The following is a 14,511-nucleotide window of genomic DNA, read 5'->3' as shown; positions in this document are numbered from 1 at the left end:
TGGATCACTCCTTCGATCAGCGTTCGTCCAGGACCTGGACGAGCTTTCCGGTACGGGGATGGGTGGCCAGGTGCGCCGGCCGGACCCACTCGATGGCCAGCGGGTGGATGAATCCGTCGGCGACGGCGTCGGGGTAGAGCGGGCGCGCCGCGTGGACGGCCTCGATCAGCCGCCGGGTCAGCCCGGCCGGCGGATCGGCGGTGCAGGCCAGGCGCAGGGTGAGGCCGTCCTTGCCGTCCCAGCGCCGTTCGACCATCTGCATGCCCGACATGACCTGGTCGTCGTCCGCCGCGACGAGCGCGGCGCGGACCTCCTCGTACGACATCGCGACGTTCGCGACGCGGGCGCCCTCGATGGTCCGGCCGACCAGCCGGAACGTGCGGCAGCCGGGATCGGCCCACTCGGCCAGGTCGCCGACCGGGTAGCGGATGACCGGCATCAGGGTGCGGAAGAGATTGGTGACGACGACCCGGCCGCGTACGCCGGGTTCGGTGACGGGTTCGCCGGTCACCTCGTCGAGCAGCTCCACCACCGTGCGGTCCGCGAACGCCTCGTGTACGCGCACGTCGTCGCCCGGAACCGGGCCGCCGACCAGGCCGGCGTCCACCGTCGCGTAGCCGAGCGAGGCGATCGCGGCGCCCGGGAACGCCTTGGTGAGCCTTGGCCGCAGATCGTCGAAGAGCAGGTCGCCGGCGAACAGGAGCAGTTCGACCGAGCCCGCGGCGGTGCCCTGCGCGAGCACCGCGTCGGCGACGCCCGCGAGCTTCATCGGCGTACCGGCCAGCACGTGGACGCCGAAGTTCCCGATCAGCTCGGCGACGTCCTCGTCCGGTGTGTGCCCGGCCACGGGCAGCCGGACGTTCTCCACCGGCGCGTGGTGCAGGGCGCCCTCGATGTACAGGAATCCGCCGTACAGATGGCCGGCGAAGAACAGGTTCGCCACCCGGTGTCCGGGCCTCAGGCCGGCCCTGACCATGCCGGCGCCGAACGCGGTGACGGAGTCGGCGTGCTCGGTGCGCGTCCACGGGGAGACCTTCGGTCTGCCGGTGGTGCCGCCGGAGGTGTAGACGCCGGCGTCGGTCAGCGGGCCGGTGAGCAGCCGGTTGTCGGGCCAGGTGTTCGCGGCCCAGTAGGCCGCCTGGTCGATGACCGGCAGCTGGGCGAGGTCGTCGACGACCGCGGGCACGTCCCGGTACAGCTCCGCGTAGTACGGCGAGTTGCGCCGGGCGAAGTCGACCAGGTCCCGGAGGGGCTTAGCGGGCATTGTTCTCCTTCCCCGGGGCGGCGGCGCGCATGACGCCGTGCCCCCGGAACTCGGCGATGATCATGTCGGCGGGGCCGCGCACGGTGACGTCGTAGACGCCGTACCGGCCGCCGCGGGCCCGCTCCACCGCCTCGGCCACGAGGTCGTCGCCTGCCTCCGCGGGGCGCAGGAAGGTGATCTGCGCGCTCTGCGCCACCGCGAGCGGGCCGTGGGAGTTGCTGGCGGAGGCGAAAGCGGCGTCGGCGAGCAGGAACAGGTAGCCGCCGTGGGCGGTGCCGTGGGCGTTGAGCATGTCCTGGGTGATCAGCATCCGGGCCCGGGACCGGCCGGGCCCGACCGCCTCGACCGCGATGCCGAGGGCGCGGCAGGTGGGGTCGGGCGCGGTGGTGCGTCCGCCCTGAGCCGGCGCGCTCACAGGTCGCGTGGGGTCGGTCGGGCCGGTCCGACGGCCCTGGGCCGGCGCGCTCATCCGCCCGCCCCGATCCAACCCCGCGCCAGCGTCTGGACGGCGGCCCCGTCCGGGTCGGCGAGCTTGGGTTTGACATAGCCGGCGACCCAGGCGCTGGTCGGCACCCGGAACGGCGGGTCGGGGTCGGTGAGCGTCCGTACGAGGGTCTGCGCCACCTCCCACTTGGACTGGCCGGCTCCCTCCAGATCGGGGCCGCACACCCAGTCGAGGTAGGCGGCGAAGTCCGGCGCGTAGGGCCCGGACGCGGCCTGGATGGTGGTGCGGTTGATGTCGGGGAACCGGCCGAACCGGGTGTCCCGCACGAAGCCCGGCACCACGAGCGACACCCGGACCCCGTGGGCGGCCGCGACCGGTGCGAGGCCCTCCATGAACCCCTCGACGGCGAACTTGGCGGCCGAATAGGCCTCGTTGAAGGGCTGCCCGACGATCCCGTGCACGCTGCCCACGGTGAGCAGCCGGCCCCCGGCGGCGCGCAGCAGCGGCATGGCGACCCGGCTCACCGCGATCACCCCGAAGAAGTCGACCTCCAGGGTGGCGCGCAGCGCCTCCATGGTCGACATCTCCATCGTCGGATCGGAGTTGGAGACACCGGCGTTGTTGACGAGCGCGTCCAGCCGGCCGTAGTCCTGCCGGACACCCGCCAGGCAGGCGTCGATCGACGGCCCGTCGGTGACGTCGAGTCGGCGGACGTCGAGGGTGACGCCCGCGTCGTCGGCCGCTTCGCGCAGTTCGGCGGAGCGGCTGGTGTCGCGCATCGTCGCCACCACGGTGCAGCCGGCGCGGGCCGCGGTGACCGCGGTCGCCAGTCCGACGCCCGACGAGGTTCCGGTGATCAGCACGATCATGAGGTGACCTCCGCGAGCCGCGGCTCCTTCGCCCGGTCCAGGAGCGGTTGGATCCGGACCGCCGCCAGGAAGGAGAGCGCCGCGAACAGGGTGCCGGCGACCATGGCCGTACGGGCCGCGTCCAGGACGCCGAGGGCGTCGGTGAGCAGGGTGACGGCCGAGCCGCCGGCGAGGGCGGCCAGGGGAATCACGCCCCAGGTGGCGGTGCGGAACGCCGCGTGCATGACGCCCTGGTTCTCGGCGTTCATCCGGGACTGCCGGATGGGAGCACTGCACACGTTGATGCAGGACATGAAAAACCCGTAGCAGCCGAAGGTGACGCCGATGACCAGCGCGGACGGCAGGGTGGGGGCGGCGAGGACGCCGAGGCCGACGAGGCAGTGCAGCAGCAGCGACCAGGCCATCGTCCGGCCCAGGCCGAGCCGCTCGCCGATCCTCGGTGCGACGAGCGCACCGAGGACGGCGCCGCAGGCGGCGAGGGACATCGCGGTGCCGAAGGCGCCCACCGAGACGCCGAGGCCCTGGTACGCCAGCACGGGCAGGACCGTGACGAAGACGGGGCCGCCCGAGTTCAGGGTCACCGCGGCGACCACGACCCGGCGCAGCACCGGGTCGGCCCAGTTGAGCCGGAAGCCCAGGGACAGGCGCGACCAGACGGTGCCCTGCTGGACGGTCCTGGTCCCCCACGGGCGCATGGCGCGGAAGCAGGCGGCCGAGACCAGATAGCTGGCGGCGTCGACGATCAGCGCGGCCACCCCGAGCAGGTGGTACAGGCCCGCGGCGATCGACGGACCGGCCACCTCGGCGGTCGTCCTGCTCCCCTCCAGCCGGGAGTAGGCCCCCACCAGGCGGTCGGAGTCCACGGTGGTGGGGACGGCGACGAGGTAGCCGACGTTGAAGAAGATGGTGGCGCTGCTGATCAGCGCCACGCAGACGAAGACCACCGGGGTGCTCAGCAGGTCCAGCCAGTACAGGACGGGCATGGCCAGGACGGCGGCCAGCCGCACCAGATCGCAGGTGATCATCGTGCGGCGTTTGTCCCACCGGTCGACCAGCACCCCGGTGATCGGCCCGAGCAGCGGGATGCCGAGGTACTGGGCCATCGCCACGACGCCGACCTCGAGCGGTGTGGCGTCCAACGCGAAGATCATCAGGGTGGGGACGACGAACACCGTGATCCGGTCGCCGACGAGGCTCACCGACTGGCCGGTCCAGAACCGGTTGAACTCCCCGCCCAGCGACGCCGGGAGCCTCATCGCCCGTCCCGTTCTTCCCGGACGACGAAGTTGGCCGTCTTGCCCGTGCGCTCGTTGCTGATCAGCGCGTCCACGACGCGGACCCGGAAGGACTCGGGGTCGTGCAGGAACGCCGTGCTGAGCGTGAAGGTCGAGGACAGCAGCTCCTGCCGGAGCCGGTCGGCGAGATCGGGTGCGGCGCCGGACTCGGTGAGCAGCGCCACCTCGACGGCCGCCACTCGGCCCCGCCGCTCGGTGATCAGGATCTGCGCACGCGCCACGCCCGGCTCCCCCTCGACCCGCGCGACGATGTCGTCCACGTGCAGGCCCAGTCCGCGCACCTGCACCACCGAGTCGCGCCGGCCCAGGATGCGCAGCGCCGGGTCCGGCCGGCCGCAGGGGCACGCCGTGAACGTGCCGGCGTCGCCGGTCTGGTAGCGCAGCACCGGGTTGAGTACGTCCGGGTCGAGCGTGGTGAAGTCCAGCAGGTCGTCCGGGCCGACACCCACCAACTGCTCGGGCAGCGTGTGGAAGACGTCCGGCGGGCACTGCGGGGTGTTGGTGCCGACCACCCAGGTCTCGGTGCTGCCGAACATGCCCCAGCGCTCGGCGTCCGGCGCCACCGCCGCCATGTCGTCGTCGAGCTGGGGGTGCCAGGCCTCGCCGAGCCAGAGCACCTTGCGCAGCGAGGGCAGCCGGAGGCCGGCGGCCCGGGCGTGCGCGAACCACAGGCGCAGCACGCTGGGCGTGCCGCCGAACGCGGTCACCTCGCGGGCCGCCATGAAGGCCAGCCAGTCGCCGTACTCGTCGCGGGTGACCGAGCCGAGCGAGATGACCTCGCAGCCGGACAGGTCCGCGAACGCGCCGGCCAGGAAGTGCGCGCCCCACATCCGCCCGGCGCCCCATCCGTTGACGAACACGTCGTCCCGGTCGAGCGGACGCCAGTGGGCGTGCACGCCGGCCATGTAGAAGCCGGTGGGCGCGTAGCCGACCTTGGGCGCACCGGTGCTGCCGCCGCTCTGGAACAGCCAGGTCGCGCCGTGCGCGGCGGTCGGGCGCAGGTGCGCCAGTGCCACGTTCAGCTCGTCCTTCACCAGGGTGGGCAGCGCGGCGAGGTCGTCGAGGGAGGCCGTCTTGTGGTGGTCGGCGTAGCGTGCCGCGAACGCGGGTACGGTCTTCAACCGCTCCAGGTTCCGGTTGGGGGCGTCCAGGGACGGCTCGGGCAGGGAGAACTTCATCGGGTCACCTCGGGCAGGGAGGACTTCATCGGGTCACCTCGGCCAGGAATCGGGTGTGGGCGTCGCGGCAGGCGGTCCAGCGCGCACGGGTGACGTCCCGCTGCAGCGTCCGCGCCGGGTCACCGAAGTCCGGGGCGATCACGCCGTCGGGTTCGAGTTCGGAGAACCAGAACCGCTCGCCGTCGTGCAGGAAGTCGACGCAGAAGAACGGGATGGGCAGCTTCTCGGCGAAGTAGGCGGTGGCGTCGACGAGTTCCGGTGGCACGGGCGGGAACTCCATCGATCCGCCGCGGCTGGCGTTGGCGACCGGCGATCCGGGTTCGGGGGTGCGTTTCATCACGGCGTAGGGCTCACCGTCGATCACGTAGACCCGGTAGTCGACCGTGCCGTCACCCAGATACGGCTGCGCGACCAGGGTGGTGTCGCCGCCCTGGGCCAGGCTGACCAGACCGCGGATCTCCTCGGAGTCGCGGGCCAGGTTGACGCCGCCGCCCCCGCACCAGCCGGCCGGTTTGACCAGGGCCGGATACGGCAGGTCGGCGAGCGCCGCCTCGTACAGGTGCTTGCTCACGTCCCGTCCGGTGCCGATCCGGACGGTCGGGATCGGCGGCACGGGGGAGTCGCGGAAGTACAGCAGCGTGGCCAGCTTGTCGTTGGCGATCGGCGACAGCCACGGCGGGAACGGCAGATAGAAGCCGGCCTGTTCCAGCACGGCGTACAGCGACTGCTGGTTGAAGATGTCGGCCGACTGGTACGGCAGTGAGTACAGGGCGGTGAGGAAGAGCGTGTCCTGCGGCGTGACGGGCTCCTCGTCCACGTAGAAGCGCGGCTTGCCGGTGTCCAGGCCGTCGACCGTCACCGCGTCGGGTGCGTTCCTGGTCCAGGTCAGGCCGAGGGCGGCGGCCTCCTCGGCGTACAGGTCCCAGAAGAACGGGTGCCACATCGCGGTCGCCCGCGTGGACTCCCGGTCCGGGAAGATCCAGCAGATCCGTCGTAGCGTGCTCATGGTGCCCCCTCTTGGCCGGCCCACCAGCGGCGGCCGGGATCGGGCAGGGTGTCGATGGGGTCGTAGAACGGGAACCGGCGGCCGGGGTCGTCCTGTTCGTGCCGGCCGATGCCGTGGTTGCGGGTCCAGTACGAGATCCCGCGCTCGCGGTCGTAGGCGACGGGCTGGTGCACCCAGCGCTTGCCGACGTAGGGGACGTCGCACACCAGGCGCGGGGTCGCGTAGCCGGGCAGGTAGCCCATGATCGCTTCCTGCAGCCGCTGCGCCTCGTGGACGGGGATCCGCCAGTGCTCCGCGTTGGGGATCATGTCGCAGAGGTAGAAGTAGTAGGGCAGGATCCCCGCTTCGCCCTGCAGGGCGAAGCACAGGTCCAGCAGGTCGGCCGGGGTGGTGTTGACGCCGCGCAGGAGGACGCCCTGGTTGCGGACGTCCCGCACGCCGGCATCCAGCAGCCCGCGGGTGGCCTCGGCGACCAGCGGGGTCACCGACCGCGCGTGGTTGGCGTGCGTGTGGACGGCCAGGTTGACGCCGCGGCTGCGGGCCAGGGCCGCCACCCGGGCCATCCCCGCGGCCACGTCCGGCCGCAGCCAGTGCTGCGGCAGGCCGACGAGCGCCTTGGTGGCCAGCCGGACGTCGCGGACGGACTCCAGCGTCAGCAGCCGGACCAGGAACGACTCCAGCCGGGGCCAGGGGACGTTCGCCAGATCACCGCCCGAGACCACCACGTCGCGCACGGCCGGCGTGCGCTTGAGGTAGTCCAGCATCAGCTCCTGCCGGTCCACCGGCCTGAGGGCCAGGGTCGCCTTGACCACCTGGGGTGTGGAGTTGCCGACCAGGTCCATCCGGGTGCAGTGCCCGCAGTACTGCGGGCAGGTGGACAGCAGTTCGGCCAGCACCTTGGTCGGGTAGCGGTGGGTCAGACCCTCGACGGCCCACATCTCCGCCTCGTGCAGCGAGTCCCGCTGGGCCCGCGGATGGCTGGGCCAGACCGGGTGCCGGTCCGAGGCGACCGGCAGCATGTACCGGCGGACCGGATCGGCCAGGAACGCCTCCGTGTAGTCGCCCTCCGTATGGTCGCCGTCGGGATCCGCCGCCATCACGTTCAGCAGCTGCGGTGTGATCAGCACGGACATGGTCGCGTACCGCGCCGCGTCGGCGGCGAGGTCGTGGTAGAAGGACTCCCGGAGCAGTCCGCCGACGACCGCCCGCAACTGCCCGGGGTTCTTCACGCAGTGGGCGCGCTGCCACTGGGCGTCGCGCCACTGCGTCTCGGTGACACCACGCCAGCCGGGCAGCCGGCGCCAGTCGGGCTCGACCAGCTGTCGGCGGGCGTAGGTGTACGGGGTCGGGGGTCTCATCCGGCCAACAGCGCCGCGTGCCGGGTGCGCAGCTCGCGCTTGAGCACCTTGCCGGTGGGGCCGAGCGGGAAGTCCGCGTCCGTACGGGCGATGAGCACGGCCGCCAGCGTCGCGAGACCGGCGTCGGCGAGGGCCTTGTTGGCCTTCTCCCGCACCTCGTCGGCGGTGGCGTGGGCGGCGTCGGCCTGCAGGCGTACGACGGCGATCGGGCGCTGCGCCTCACCCGGCCTGCCGGGCACACCGACGACGGAGCAGTCCTGGACGAGGTCGTCGCAGTCGGCGAGCAGCACCTCCTCGATGGGCAGGCTGTAGACCGGTCCGGCCGCGGTGTCGATGACGTCGACGGTCCGGTCGAGGTGGTAGAAGCTGCCGGCGGCGTCCCGGTAGGCGACGTCGCCGGTGAGCCAGTAGCCGGCCAGCTCGAAGCTGCGGGTCAGCCGGTCGTCGTTCCAGTAGCCGGGGGTGCGGGACGGGGTGATCACGCCGAGCAGCCCGACGGTGCCGTCGGGCACCTCCCGGCCGTCGTCGTCCAGCACCGCGGCCTTGATCACGGCCGGCTGGGCCGGGCCCACGCAGCGGTCGTTGCGCGGGGTCTCCGGCGCGAACACCTGGCCGAAGAGCGCCATCCCCATCTCCGACGAGCCGAGCCCGTCGACGAACTGGGAGCCGGGCAGCGGCTCGTGCGCGGCCTCGCCGGTGGGCAGCAGCCAGGCCTTGATGAGACCCGCGGGCCGCTCGCCGAGCTGGATGAGCCGCCTGATGTGCCCGTAGTGCGCGCTGTCGCCGGTGTTGAACCACGAGTGCACCCTGGCCGCGCCCTTGACCGGCAGCTCACCGGTGGCGAGTTCGACGAACGTGCGCGGGAACGACGCGAGCATCGTCGGCTGGAAGGCCTCCATCACGGGCTCGACGACGGTCCGACGCCAGTCGGCCATCACGACGGTCGGCAGTCCGAGGAGCACGGCGGTGAGGAAGTAGCTGAGCCCGCCGGCGTGGGTGTGCGGCATGAGCGACATCAGCCGGTCGTACGGCTCGGCCGGGAAGCGCGTCATCCGCGGCTGCTTGCCGTCCCAGAACGACCGGTGGCTGAGCGTCGTGGACTTCGGGGTGCCGGTGGTCCCGGAGGAGTGGATCAGCGCCACGATGTCGTCCGGGGCATGGCGGTAGGGGTACTGCCCGGGCAGTTCGCCGGCGCCGCGGTGGGCCCGTACCTCGGCGGCCAGGGCGAGGAAGCGCGGGCGGCTCTGCGGGTCGGCGCGGTAGGCGGACTGCAGCCGGGTGGTGTCGTCGGCGACGACGCCGACGACACCGACGTGGTTGAGGTAGCGGACCATGATGTCGGGCCGCATCGCGTCGTTGACCATGGCGGGGACGGCGCCGAGGGCCGACAACGCCAGGAAGTGGATGAGCGGTTCGAGCCCCTCGGCGACCACGATGCCCACCGGCTCCCCGGGCCTGACGCCGTTCGCCCAGTACCACTCGGCGTAGCGGTCCCGCAGGGCCGCGAGATCCTCGAGGCTGTGGCCGCGCAGGACCACCTGGCCGCGGTGGTCGGTGCGGTGGCTGAAGACGAACGGGACCGACCGGTGCGGGTTGGTCTCGAGTGCGTACTGCAGGAAGTTGCCGGCGCCCAGTTCGGGCTCGGTCATCAGCCGCTCCCGTACGTCCAGCGGCGCGATCGAAGTGCGCTCAGACATGGAGGTTCCTTCCGTACGTCGTGACGATCTCCGCGGCCACCCGGTGTCCGGACCGGATGGCGCCTTCCATGAGGCCGAAGAATGCGGTGCTGGTCTCGGTGCCGGCCCAGTGCACGCGCTGGTGCGCGGCCGTCAGATGCGGGCCCAGGCGCAGCCAGTCGCCCGGCCCGAAGAGCGCGGCGTAGCAGCCGCGGCTGTACGGGTCGCCCACCCAGTCGGTGACGTGGACGCCGAGGGGCTCGGGCAGTCCGGGGAACAGGCGGCCGGCCTGGGCGAGGGCCTGCGCGCGCTGCCGTGCGGGGGACAGCGCCGCGAACCGGTGGGCCTCGCGGCCGGTGACGAAACCGGTGAGGACGCCGACGGAGCCGTCCGGCGGTGAGTCGTCGACGGTGGACAGCAGCGGACCCCGGGCGTTGACCGACCAGCCGGACAACCCCTGGTCCCGCCAGGCCGGCTCCGGGTAGACCAGGTGCACCTTGACCGCGCAGCCGGGCGCCGTGCGGTCGGTGGACCGGGGGGCCGGCAGCCCGGGCTCGTACGCGATGGCGTCGGCGAGCAGCGGCGGCAGGGCGACGACGGCGGCCTGGCCGCGGAGGGTGCCCGCCGAGGTCTGCACGGTGACACCGCCGGCGTCCTGGCGGATCGCCCGGACCGGTTCGCCGAGCCGCACCCGGGGCCCGAGGCGCCCGGCGAGCCGCTCGCACAGCTGGTGCGCGCCGCCGTCGATCCGGTCCTGCTGCGCACCGCCCTCGAAGGCGTTGAGATAGCGGACGCCGCCGCCTGAGCGGAGGTAGAACGCCAGGTGCAGGACGGACACGTCGGCCGGATCGGCGGCCATCATCTCGCCGAGGAACAGCGGGAAGAACAGCCGCGCGTCCGGGTGCCGCAGCCGCGTGCGGGCCCAGTCGGCCGCCGTGCGGGTGTCGAGCGCGGCGGCGTCCGGCGAGGCCCACGGTGTGTCCGGGTCGACGGAGAGCGCGTCCAGGGCGTCGAAGAGCTCGCCCAGGGCGACCGCGTTCAACGGCGGGAAGCGGCCGGGCCGTCGTGCCGTACGCCCCAGCGCGAAGCGGCCGGCCCGTCGTGCCGTACCCCCCAGCGCGAAGCGGCTGTCGCCGGTCATCGCGGTGGGGGTGGTCTTCAGGTCGAGCTCGGCCAGCAGCGCCGTCAACGCGGTGTGGCGTTCGCCGAGATAGGCCGCGCCCGCGTCCACCCAGGTGCCGGGCACGACCTCGATGCCATGGGTGCGGCCGCCGACGCGGTCGCGCGCCTCGAGGACGACGACGTCGGCGCCGCGTGCCGTCAGCTCGGCCGCGGCGGTGAGGCCGGCCAGGCCCGCGCCCACCACGATGACGTTCACGCCGCGCTCGCGATCTTCTTGGCGAGGGCGCTGGGCGTCGGCGCGTCGAGGAAGTCGTCGAAGCCGAGCTCCACCCCGCAGGTGCGGGCGACGGCGCTCAGCACCCGGGTGGCGAGCAGCGAGTCGCCGCCGGCTTCGAAGAAGTCGGTGTCGGCGGCGAATTCCTCGGCTTCTTCGGCTTCTTCGGCTTGCAGGATGCGCCGGAAGAGCTCTGATACGGCGTCAACGGTCACGGTGGGCTCCTTCGGGTGACGGGCGGACTCAGGCGATGAGCTCGTCGAGGCGGCCGCGGTCGACCTTGCCGCCGGCGGTGTGGACGAGTCGGGGCACGACCGTGATCCGGCCGGGCACGAGATGGCCCGGGACCCGGGTGCGCAGATAGGCCAGGACGTCCCCGGCGAGCGTCGAGGTGTCGTCCTGCGGGCGCGGGACGACGTAGGCGGCGAGCACCGTGCGGCCGGCGACGGTCACCCCGGCCACCGCCACCGCCCGTACCCGCGGATGGCCGGCGATCTGGGCCTCGACCTCGCCGGGGTCCACCCGGATGCCGCGTACCTTGAGCTCGTGGTCGAGCCGGCCCTCGTGCACGAGCGCACCGCCGGCCGCCCTGCTCACCCGGTCGCCGGTGCGGAACCAGCGCTCGCCGTCGAGTTCGACGAACCGTTCCGCGGTGGCCGCCGCCAGGCCCCGGTACCCCGACGCCAGCGCCGGGCCGCCGATCAGCAGCTCGCCGTCGCCGGTGACGCGCTCGCGTACATGGGGCAGGGGATGCCCGATCGGCACCCGGTCGGCGGGGGCGGTCGGCGCGAACGGGCCGTGCAGGTCGACGGCATGGGTGATGAGGGTGGTCTCGGTGCACCCGTAGGTGTTGAGCAGCCGGATCCCGCCGGTGTCCAGCGCCCGCCAGTCCGCGAGCCGGCTCGGGTTCACCGCCTCGCCGCCGATCACGACGAGCCGGACGGACGGCGGCAGCGTGCCGCGCTCCTCGACGAGGTGGAGCACCAGCTCGTGCCAGAAGGCCGTGGGCAGGTCGAGCACCGTGACGCGCTGTTCGTCGATCATCCGCAGCAGGCGCGGAAAGGACCCGGCGTAGGCGTCGTCGTGGAAGACCAGCGCGGCGCCGGCGGTGAGGGCGGGCAGGATCTCCTCGAAGCAGGTGTCCCAGTTCAGCGAGGCGAACTGCAGCACCCGGTCCTCGGGGGCGAGGCCGAACAGCTCCCGCAGGGCCGCGGTGACGGTGGAGATCGCGCCGCGCGGTGTCACCACGGGCTTGGGCCGGCCGGTCGAGCCGGAGGTGAACAGGATGTACGCCGGGTGGTCCGCGGGCACCGGCACGGGTCCCCGGAGGCCGTCGTGATCGGGCGGCGCGTCCGGCTCGGGACCGATCACCGTCCGGCAGCCGCTCAGGTCCAGCACCTCGCGCCGCCGCGGCAGCGGATGGGCCGGGTCTACGGGAAGATAGGTGCCGCCCGCTGCCAGGATGCCGAGCATCGCGCTCACGACTGCGGCGGACCGGGACGTGAGTACCCCGGTCACCCCGGGATCCGACCCGAGCCGATGCGCCGTGGCCCGTACCCGGGCGAGGAGTTCGGCGTATCCGAGCTGCCGGCCGTTGTGCACCACCGCCGGCCGCTGCGGATACCGGGCGGCCGTCCGGCAGAAGGCGCCGACGATGTCTTCCCGGGCACTGGATTCCATTGATCCCCCAGGCCTACGGCCCGATTGACGCGTCCGGCTCAAGTGCCGCTGGACGGGGACCTTAGGAGACTTCGCGCGCACGGAATGAGAGTCGAACAACCCTCAAACGGCCCTCGCGCGGAGCGCGCCAACCGCACCGCGGCGCCGGACCCGTCCCCCTGGCATCCCTCAGCACCTTCGTCAACTCCCGTGCGCTGGATGCGGGATGACGGACGGATGTGACATCGGGGACGCGGCTGGCGGGGCCTGATAGGGACCGTGAGCGGCGCGGTCATGGCGGTGGGGGCCTCGGGCGCGGTGCCCGTTCGGTGATGCGCCTCGCTGTTCTGAGCGCTCCGAGCCTTCGAGCGCTCCAAGCACCCCGTCCCTGACCCTGTACGACGCGGACGCCCAGGTCGTGGGCTGCGGCGGGGTCCTCGTGGCGCAGGGGGCGCACCCCGCCTCTTCAGGACCCCGCCGCCGTGCCGCGGGACGCCGCTCAGCCCGAGGAGGCCGCGGCCCGCAGGGTGATGCGGTGCTCACCCGCGTACACGTTCATGGAGTCGCCGCGCAGGAAGCCGACCAGGGTGAGTCCGGTCTCGGCCGCCAGTTCCACGGCGAGCGACGACGGCGCCGACACCGCGGCGAGCACCGGGATGCCCGCCATCACCGCCTTCTGCGCCAGTTCGAAGGAGGCCCGGCCGGACACCAGCAGGACGGTGTCGCGCAGCGGGAGCGCGCCCGACTGGAGGGCGTGGCCGACCAGTTTGTCGACCGCGTTGTGGCGGCCCACGTCCTCGCGGACGTCGAGGAGTTCGCCCCGGGGGGTGAACAGGGCCGCGGCGTGGAGCCCCCCGGTCCGGTCGAAGACCCGCTGGGCCGCGCGCAGCCGGTCGGGGAGGGCTGCGAGCAGTTCGGGCGTCAACCTGACCGGGGGAGTAGAGCCGTCGTCGGCGTCGATCGTCCAGCGGGCCGTGGTGCGGACCGCGTCGAGACTCGCCTTGCCGCACAGGCCGCAGGACGACGTGGTGTAGACGTTGCGTTCGAGCGTGAAGTCGGGGAGCGCGAGGCCGGGCGCGGTGCGGACGTCCACCACGTTGTACGTGTTGGAGCCGTCGGCCGTCGCCCCCGCGCAGTACACGATGTTCCTCAGTTCGTCGGCGCTGCCCAGCACGCCCTCGCTGACCAGGAATCCGGCTGCCAGTGCGAAGTCGTCGCCCGGCGTGCGCATCGTGATGGCGAGGGACCTGCCGTTCAGCCGGATCTCCAGCGGCTCCTCGGCGGCCAGGGTGTCCGGGCGGGTGACCGAGGCGCCGCCCCGGATGCGCAGCACGGGCCGGCGCTGCGTGACGCGTCCCATGTGGTGCCCTCCTCCCGGCCGTTGCCGACGTCGGCGGCGTTGTCGACGGAATATTGTCTACAGGATGGAATCGACGGCGGGCAAGAGGTCGTACGCCGCCGGCTGGAAGATTGTGTGCCGTAGACTGTAGGCGAAAGCCAGGCGAAGGCCCGGGCGTTGACCGGCAGGGGTCAGGCGGGGCCGGAAGTGGGGGAAAGGGCCGCGATGTTGCCGACCGCGCGACTTCCCCAGGGCGCCGTGCCCAGGCTGGAGCGGCCGGGGCCCCTGCGGGCCCGTGTGTACGAGACGCTCCTAGGCCTCATCGTCACGCGCACGCTGCAACCCGGCGCGCACCTCATCGAGGCCGACCTCGCGGGCCGGCTGGGCGTGTCGCGGCAGCCCGTACGCGAGGCGCTGCAGCGGCTGAGCACCGAGGGCTGGGTCGATCTGCGGCCGGCGCAGGGCGCGTTCGTCCACGAGCCGACCGAGCAGGAGGCGGACCAGCTGCTGACCGTCCGTACGCTGCTGGAGGCCGAGGCCGTACGGCTGGCGGCGCCCCGGATGGACGCCCAGGCCGTGGCGGTGCTGGAGGAGTTGTGCGTGGCGGGCGAGCGCGCCGTCGCCGAGGACGACGTGGAGGCCGCGGTCGAGCTCAACGCGCGACTGCACGGCGAGGTCATGGCGCTGGCCGGCAACGCGGTGCTGGCCGAGCTGGCGGCGCGGGTCGACCGCCGGGTGCGCTGGTACTACACGCCGGTCGCCCGGCAGCGCGGACGCCACTCCTGGGCCGAACACCGGGAGCTGGTCGCCGCGTTGGCGGACGGCGACGCGGAACGGGCCGCCGCGGTGATGCGGGCGCACACCGAGCACACGCGCACGTCGTACCGCGAACACGAGAGCCGGCGGACCCCGGGACGGGAGTGACCCCGGGACGGGAATGCCCGCCCGACGGCGCCCCCGTCGTCGTCGTGTCGCACAGCGTCCCGGAGGGGTGGGCGGAGCGCGAGACGGCCGTGCCGTTCGAGT

Annotated in this window: 13 protein-coding genes; 1 reads left to right on the top strand and 12 read right to left on the bottom strand. The window is 73.0% G+C overall.

What is annotated here, in order from left to right:
* Window positions 1-16: 16 nt before the first annotated feature.
* The 12 genes from AB0M28_RS24335 to fdhD form a co-directional block, all read right to left on the bottom strand.
* Window positions 17-1,264, bottom strand: coding sequence for an AMP-binding protein (locus AB0M28_RS24335; RefSeq protein ID WP_365408659.1), 1,248 nt, complete (start codon window positions 1,262-1,264; stop codon window positions 17-19).
* Entirely contained in the window at window positions 1,254-1,679 is a 426-nt protein-coding gene (gene paaI, locus AB0M28_RS24330; protein WP_365408656.1) for a hydroxyphenylacetyl-CoA thioesterase PaaI, read from the bottom strand. Before paaI ends, AB0M28_RS24335 begins: the two co-directional genes overlap by 11 nt.
* Before the next feature lie 50 nt (window positions 1,680-1,729).
* Entirely contained in the window at window positions 1,730-2,578 is an 849-nt protein-coding gene (locus AB0M28_RS24325; RefSeq protein WP_365408653.1) for an SDR family NAD(P)-dependent oxidoreductase, read from the bottom strand.
* Window positions 2,575-3,834, bottom strand: coding sequence for an MFS transporter (locus AB0M28_RS24320; protein WP_365408650.1), 1,260 nt, complete (start codon window positions 3,832-3,834; stop codon window positions 2,575-2,577). The genes AB0M28_RS24325 and AB0M28_RS24320 overlap by 4 nt, the downstream gene beginning before the upstream one ends.
* Entirely contained in the window at window positions 3,831-5,051 is a 1,221-nt protein-coding gene (locus AB0M28_RS24315; protein ID WP_365408647.1) for an AMP-binding protein, read from the bottom strand. The genes AB0M28_RS24320 and AB0M28_RS24315 overlap by 4 nt, the downstream gene beginning before the upstream one ends.
* Window positions 5,052-5,076: 25 nt before the next feature.
* Window positions 5,077-6,057, bottom strand: a complete 981-nt coding sequence (locus AB0M28_RS24310; RefSeq protein ID WP_365408644.1) for a hypothetical protein — start codon at window positions 6,055-6,057, stop codon at window positions 5,077-5,079.
* The gene (locus AB0M28_RS24305; RefSeq protein WP_365408642.1) at window positions 6,054-7,415 is read right to left on the bottom strand and encodes a lysine 2,3-aminomutase; all 1,362 of its coding nucleotides are present in this window, start codon (window positions 7,413-7,415) and stop codon (window positions 6,054-6,056) included. The genes AB0M28_RS24310 and AB0M28_RS24305 overlap by 4 nt, the downstream gene beginning before the upstream one ends.
* Window positions 7,412-9,112 (bottom strand): class I adenylate-forming enzyme family protein, encoded by a 1,701-nt coding sequence (locus AB0M28_RS24300; RefSeq protein ID WP_365408640.1) that lies wholly within the window; start codon window positions 9,110-9,112, stop codon window positions 7,412-7,414. Before AB0M28_RS24300 ends, AB0M28_RS24305 begins: the two co-directional genes overlap by 4 nt.
* Window positions 9,105-10,550 carry an FAD-dependent oxidoreductase gene (locus tag AB0M28_RS24295; protein WP_365408710.1) on the bottom strand — a complete coding sequence of 482 codons (1,446 nt, stop codon included), beginning with the start codon at window positions 10,548-10,550 and terminating at the stop codon, window positions 9,105-9,107. The genes AB0M28_RS24300 and AB0M28_RS24295 overlap by 8 nt, the downstream gene beginning before the upstream one ends.
* A complete protein-coding gene (locus AB0M28_RS24290; RefSeq protein ID WP_365408637.1) occupies window positions 10,466-10,702 on the bottom strand; it encodes an acyl carrier protein in 237 nt (78 codons plus the stop codon). Before AB0M28_RS24290 ends, AB0M28_RS24295 begins: the two co-directional genes overlap by 85 nt.
* Before the next feature lie 28 nt (window positions 10,703-10,730).
* Window positions 10,731-12,167, bottom strand: a complete 1,437-nt coding sequence (locus AB0M28_RS24285) for an amino acid adenylation domain-containing protein (RefSeq protein ID WP_365408634.1) — start codon at window positions 12,165-12,167, stop codon at window positions 10,731-10,733.
* Between the two features lie 478 nt (window positions 12,168-12,645).
* Complete coding sequence (fdhD, locus tag AB0M28_RS24280; RefSeq protein ID WP_365408631.1) at window positions 12,646-13,506, bottom strand: formate dehydrogenase accessory sulfurtransferase FdhD; 861 nt, start codon at window positions 13,504-13,506, stop codon at window positions 12,646-12,648.
* 204 nt (window positions 13,507-13,710) lie between these two features.
* Between fdhD and AB0M28_RS24275 the strand changes: the two genes are divergently transcribed.
* The gene (locus AB0M28_RS24275; RefSeq protein ID WP_365408628.1) at window positions 13,711-14,409 is read left to right on the top strand and encodes a GntR family transcriptional regulator; all 699 of its coding nucleotides are present in this window, start codon (window positions 13,711-13,713) and stop codon (window positions 14,407-14,409) included.
* Window positions 14,410-14,511: the final 102 nt, after the last annotated feature.

This window comes from Streptomyces sp. NPDC051940 (assembly GCF_040680895.1).
Taxonomy (GTDB): domain Bacteria; phylum Actinomycetota; class Actinomycetes; order Streptomycetales; family Streptomycetaceae; genus Streptomyces.
This window is presented reverse-complemented; position numbering and strand designations above follow the sequence as displayed.

Excerpts from the sequence above, each read along its gene's own strand:
- AB0M28_RS24305 (WP_365408642.1), bottom strand. The coding sequence starts at position 7,415 with ATGAGACCCCCGACCCCGTACACCTACGCCCGCCGACAGCTGGTCGAG.
- AB0M28_RS24275 (WP_365408628.1), top strand. The coding sequence starts at position 13,711 with ATGTTGCCGACCGCGCGACTTCCCCAGGGCGCCGTGCCCAGGCTGGAG.
- AB0M28_RS24325 (WP_365408653.1), bottom strand. The coding sequence starts at position 2,578 with ATGATCGTGCTGATCACCGGAACCTCGTCGGGCGTCGGACTGGCGACC.
- AB0M28_RS24300 (WP_365408640.1), bottom strand. The coding sequence starts at position 9,112 with ATGTCTGAGCGCACTTCGATCGCGCCGCTGGACGTACGGGAGCGGCTG.
- AB0M28_RS24285 (WP_365408634.1), bottom strand. The coding sequence starts at position 12,167 with ATGGAATCCAGTGCCCGGGAAGACATCGTCGGCGCCTTCTGCCGGACG.
- AB0M28_RS24310 (WP_365408644.1), bottom strand. The coding sequence starts at position 6,057 with ATGAGCACGCTACGACGGATCTGCTGGATCTTCCCGGACCGGGAGTCC.
- AB0M28_RS24315 (WP_365408647.1), bottom strand. The coding sequence starts at position 5,051 with ATGAAGTTCTCCCTGCCCGAGCCGTCCCTGGACGCCCCCAACCGGAAC.
- AB0M28_RS24335 (WP_365408659.1), bottom strand. The coding sequence starts at position 1,264 with ATGCCCGCTAAGCCCCTCCGGGACCTGGTCGACTTCGCCCGGCGCAAC.
- AB0M28_RS24320 (WP_365408650.1), bottom strand. The coding sequence starts at position 3,834 with ATGAGGCTCCCGGCGTCGCTGGGCGGGGAGTTCAACCGGTTCTGGACC.
- fdhD (WP_365408631.1), bottom strand. The coding sequence starts at position 13,506 with ATGGGACGCGTCACGCAGCGCCGGCCCGTGCTGCGCATCCGGGGCGGC.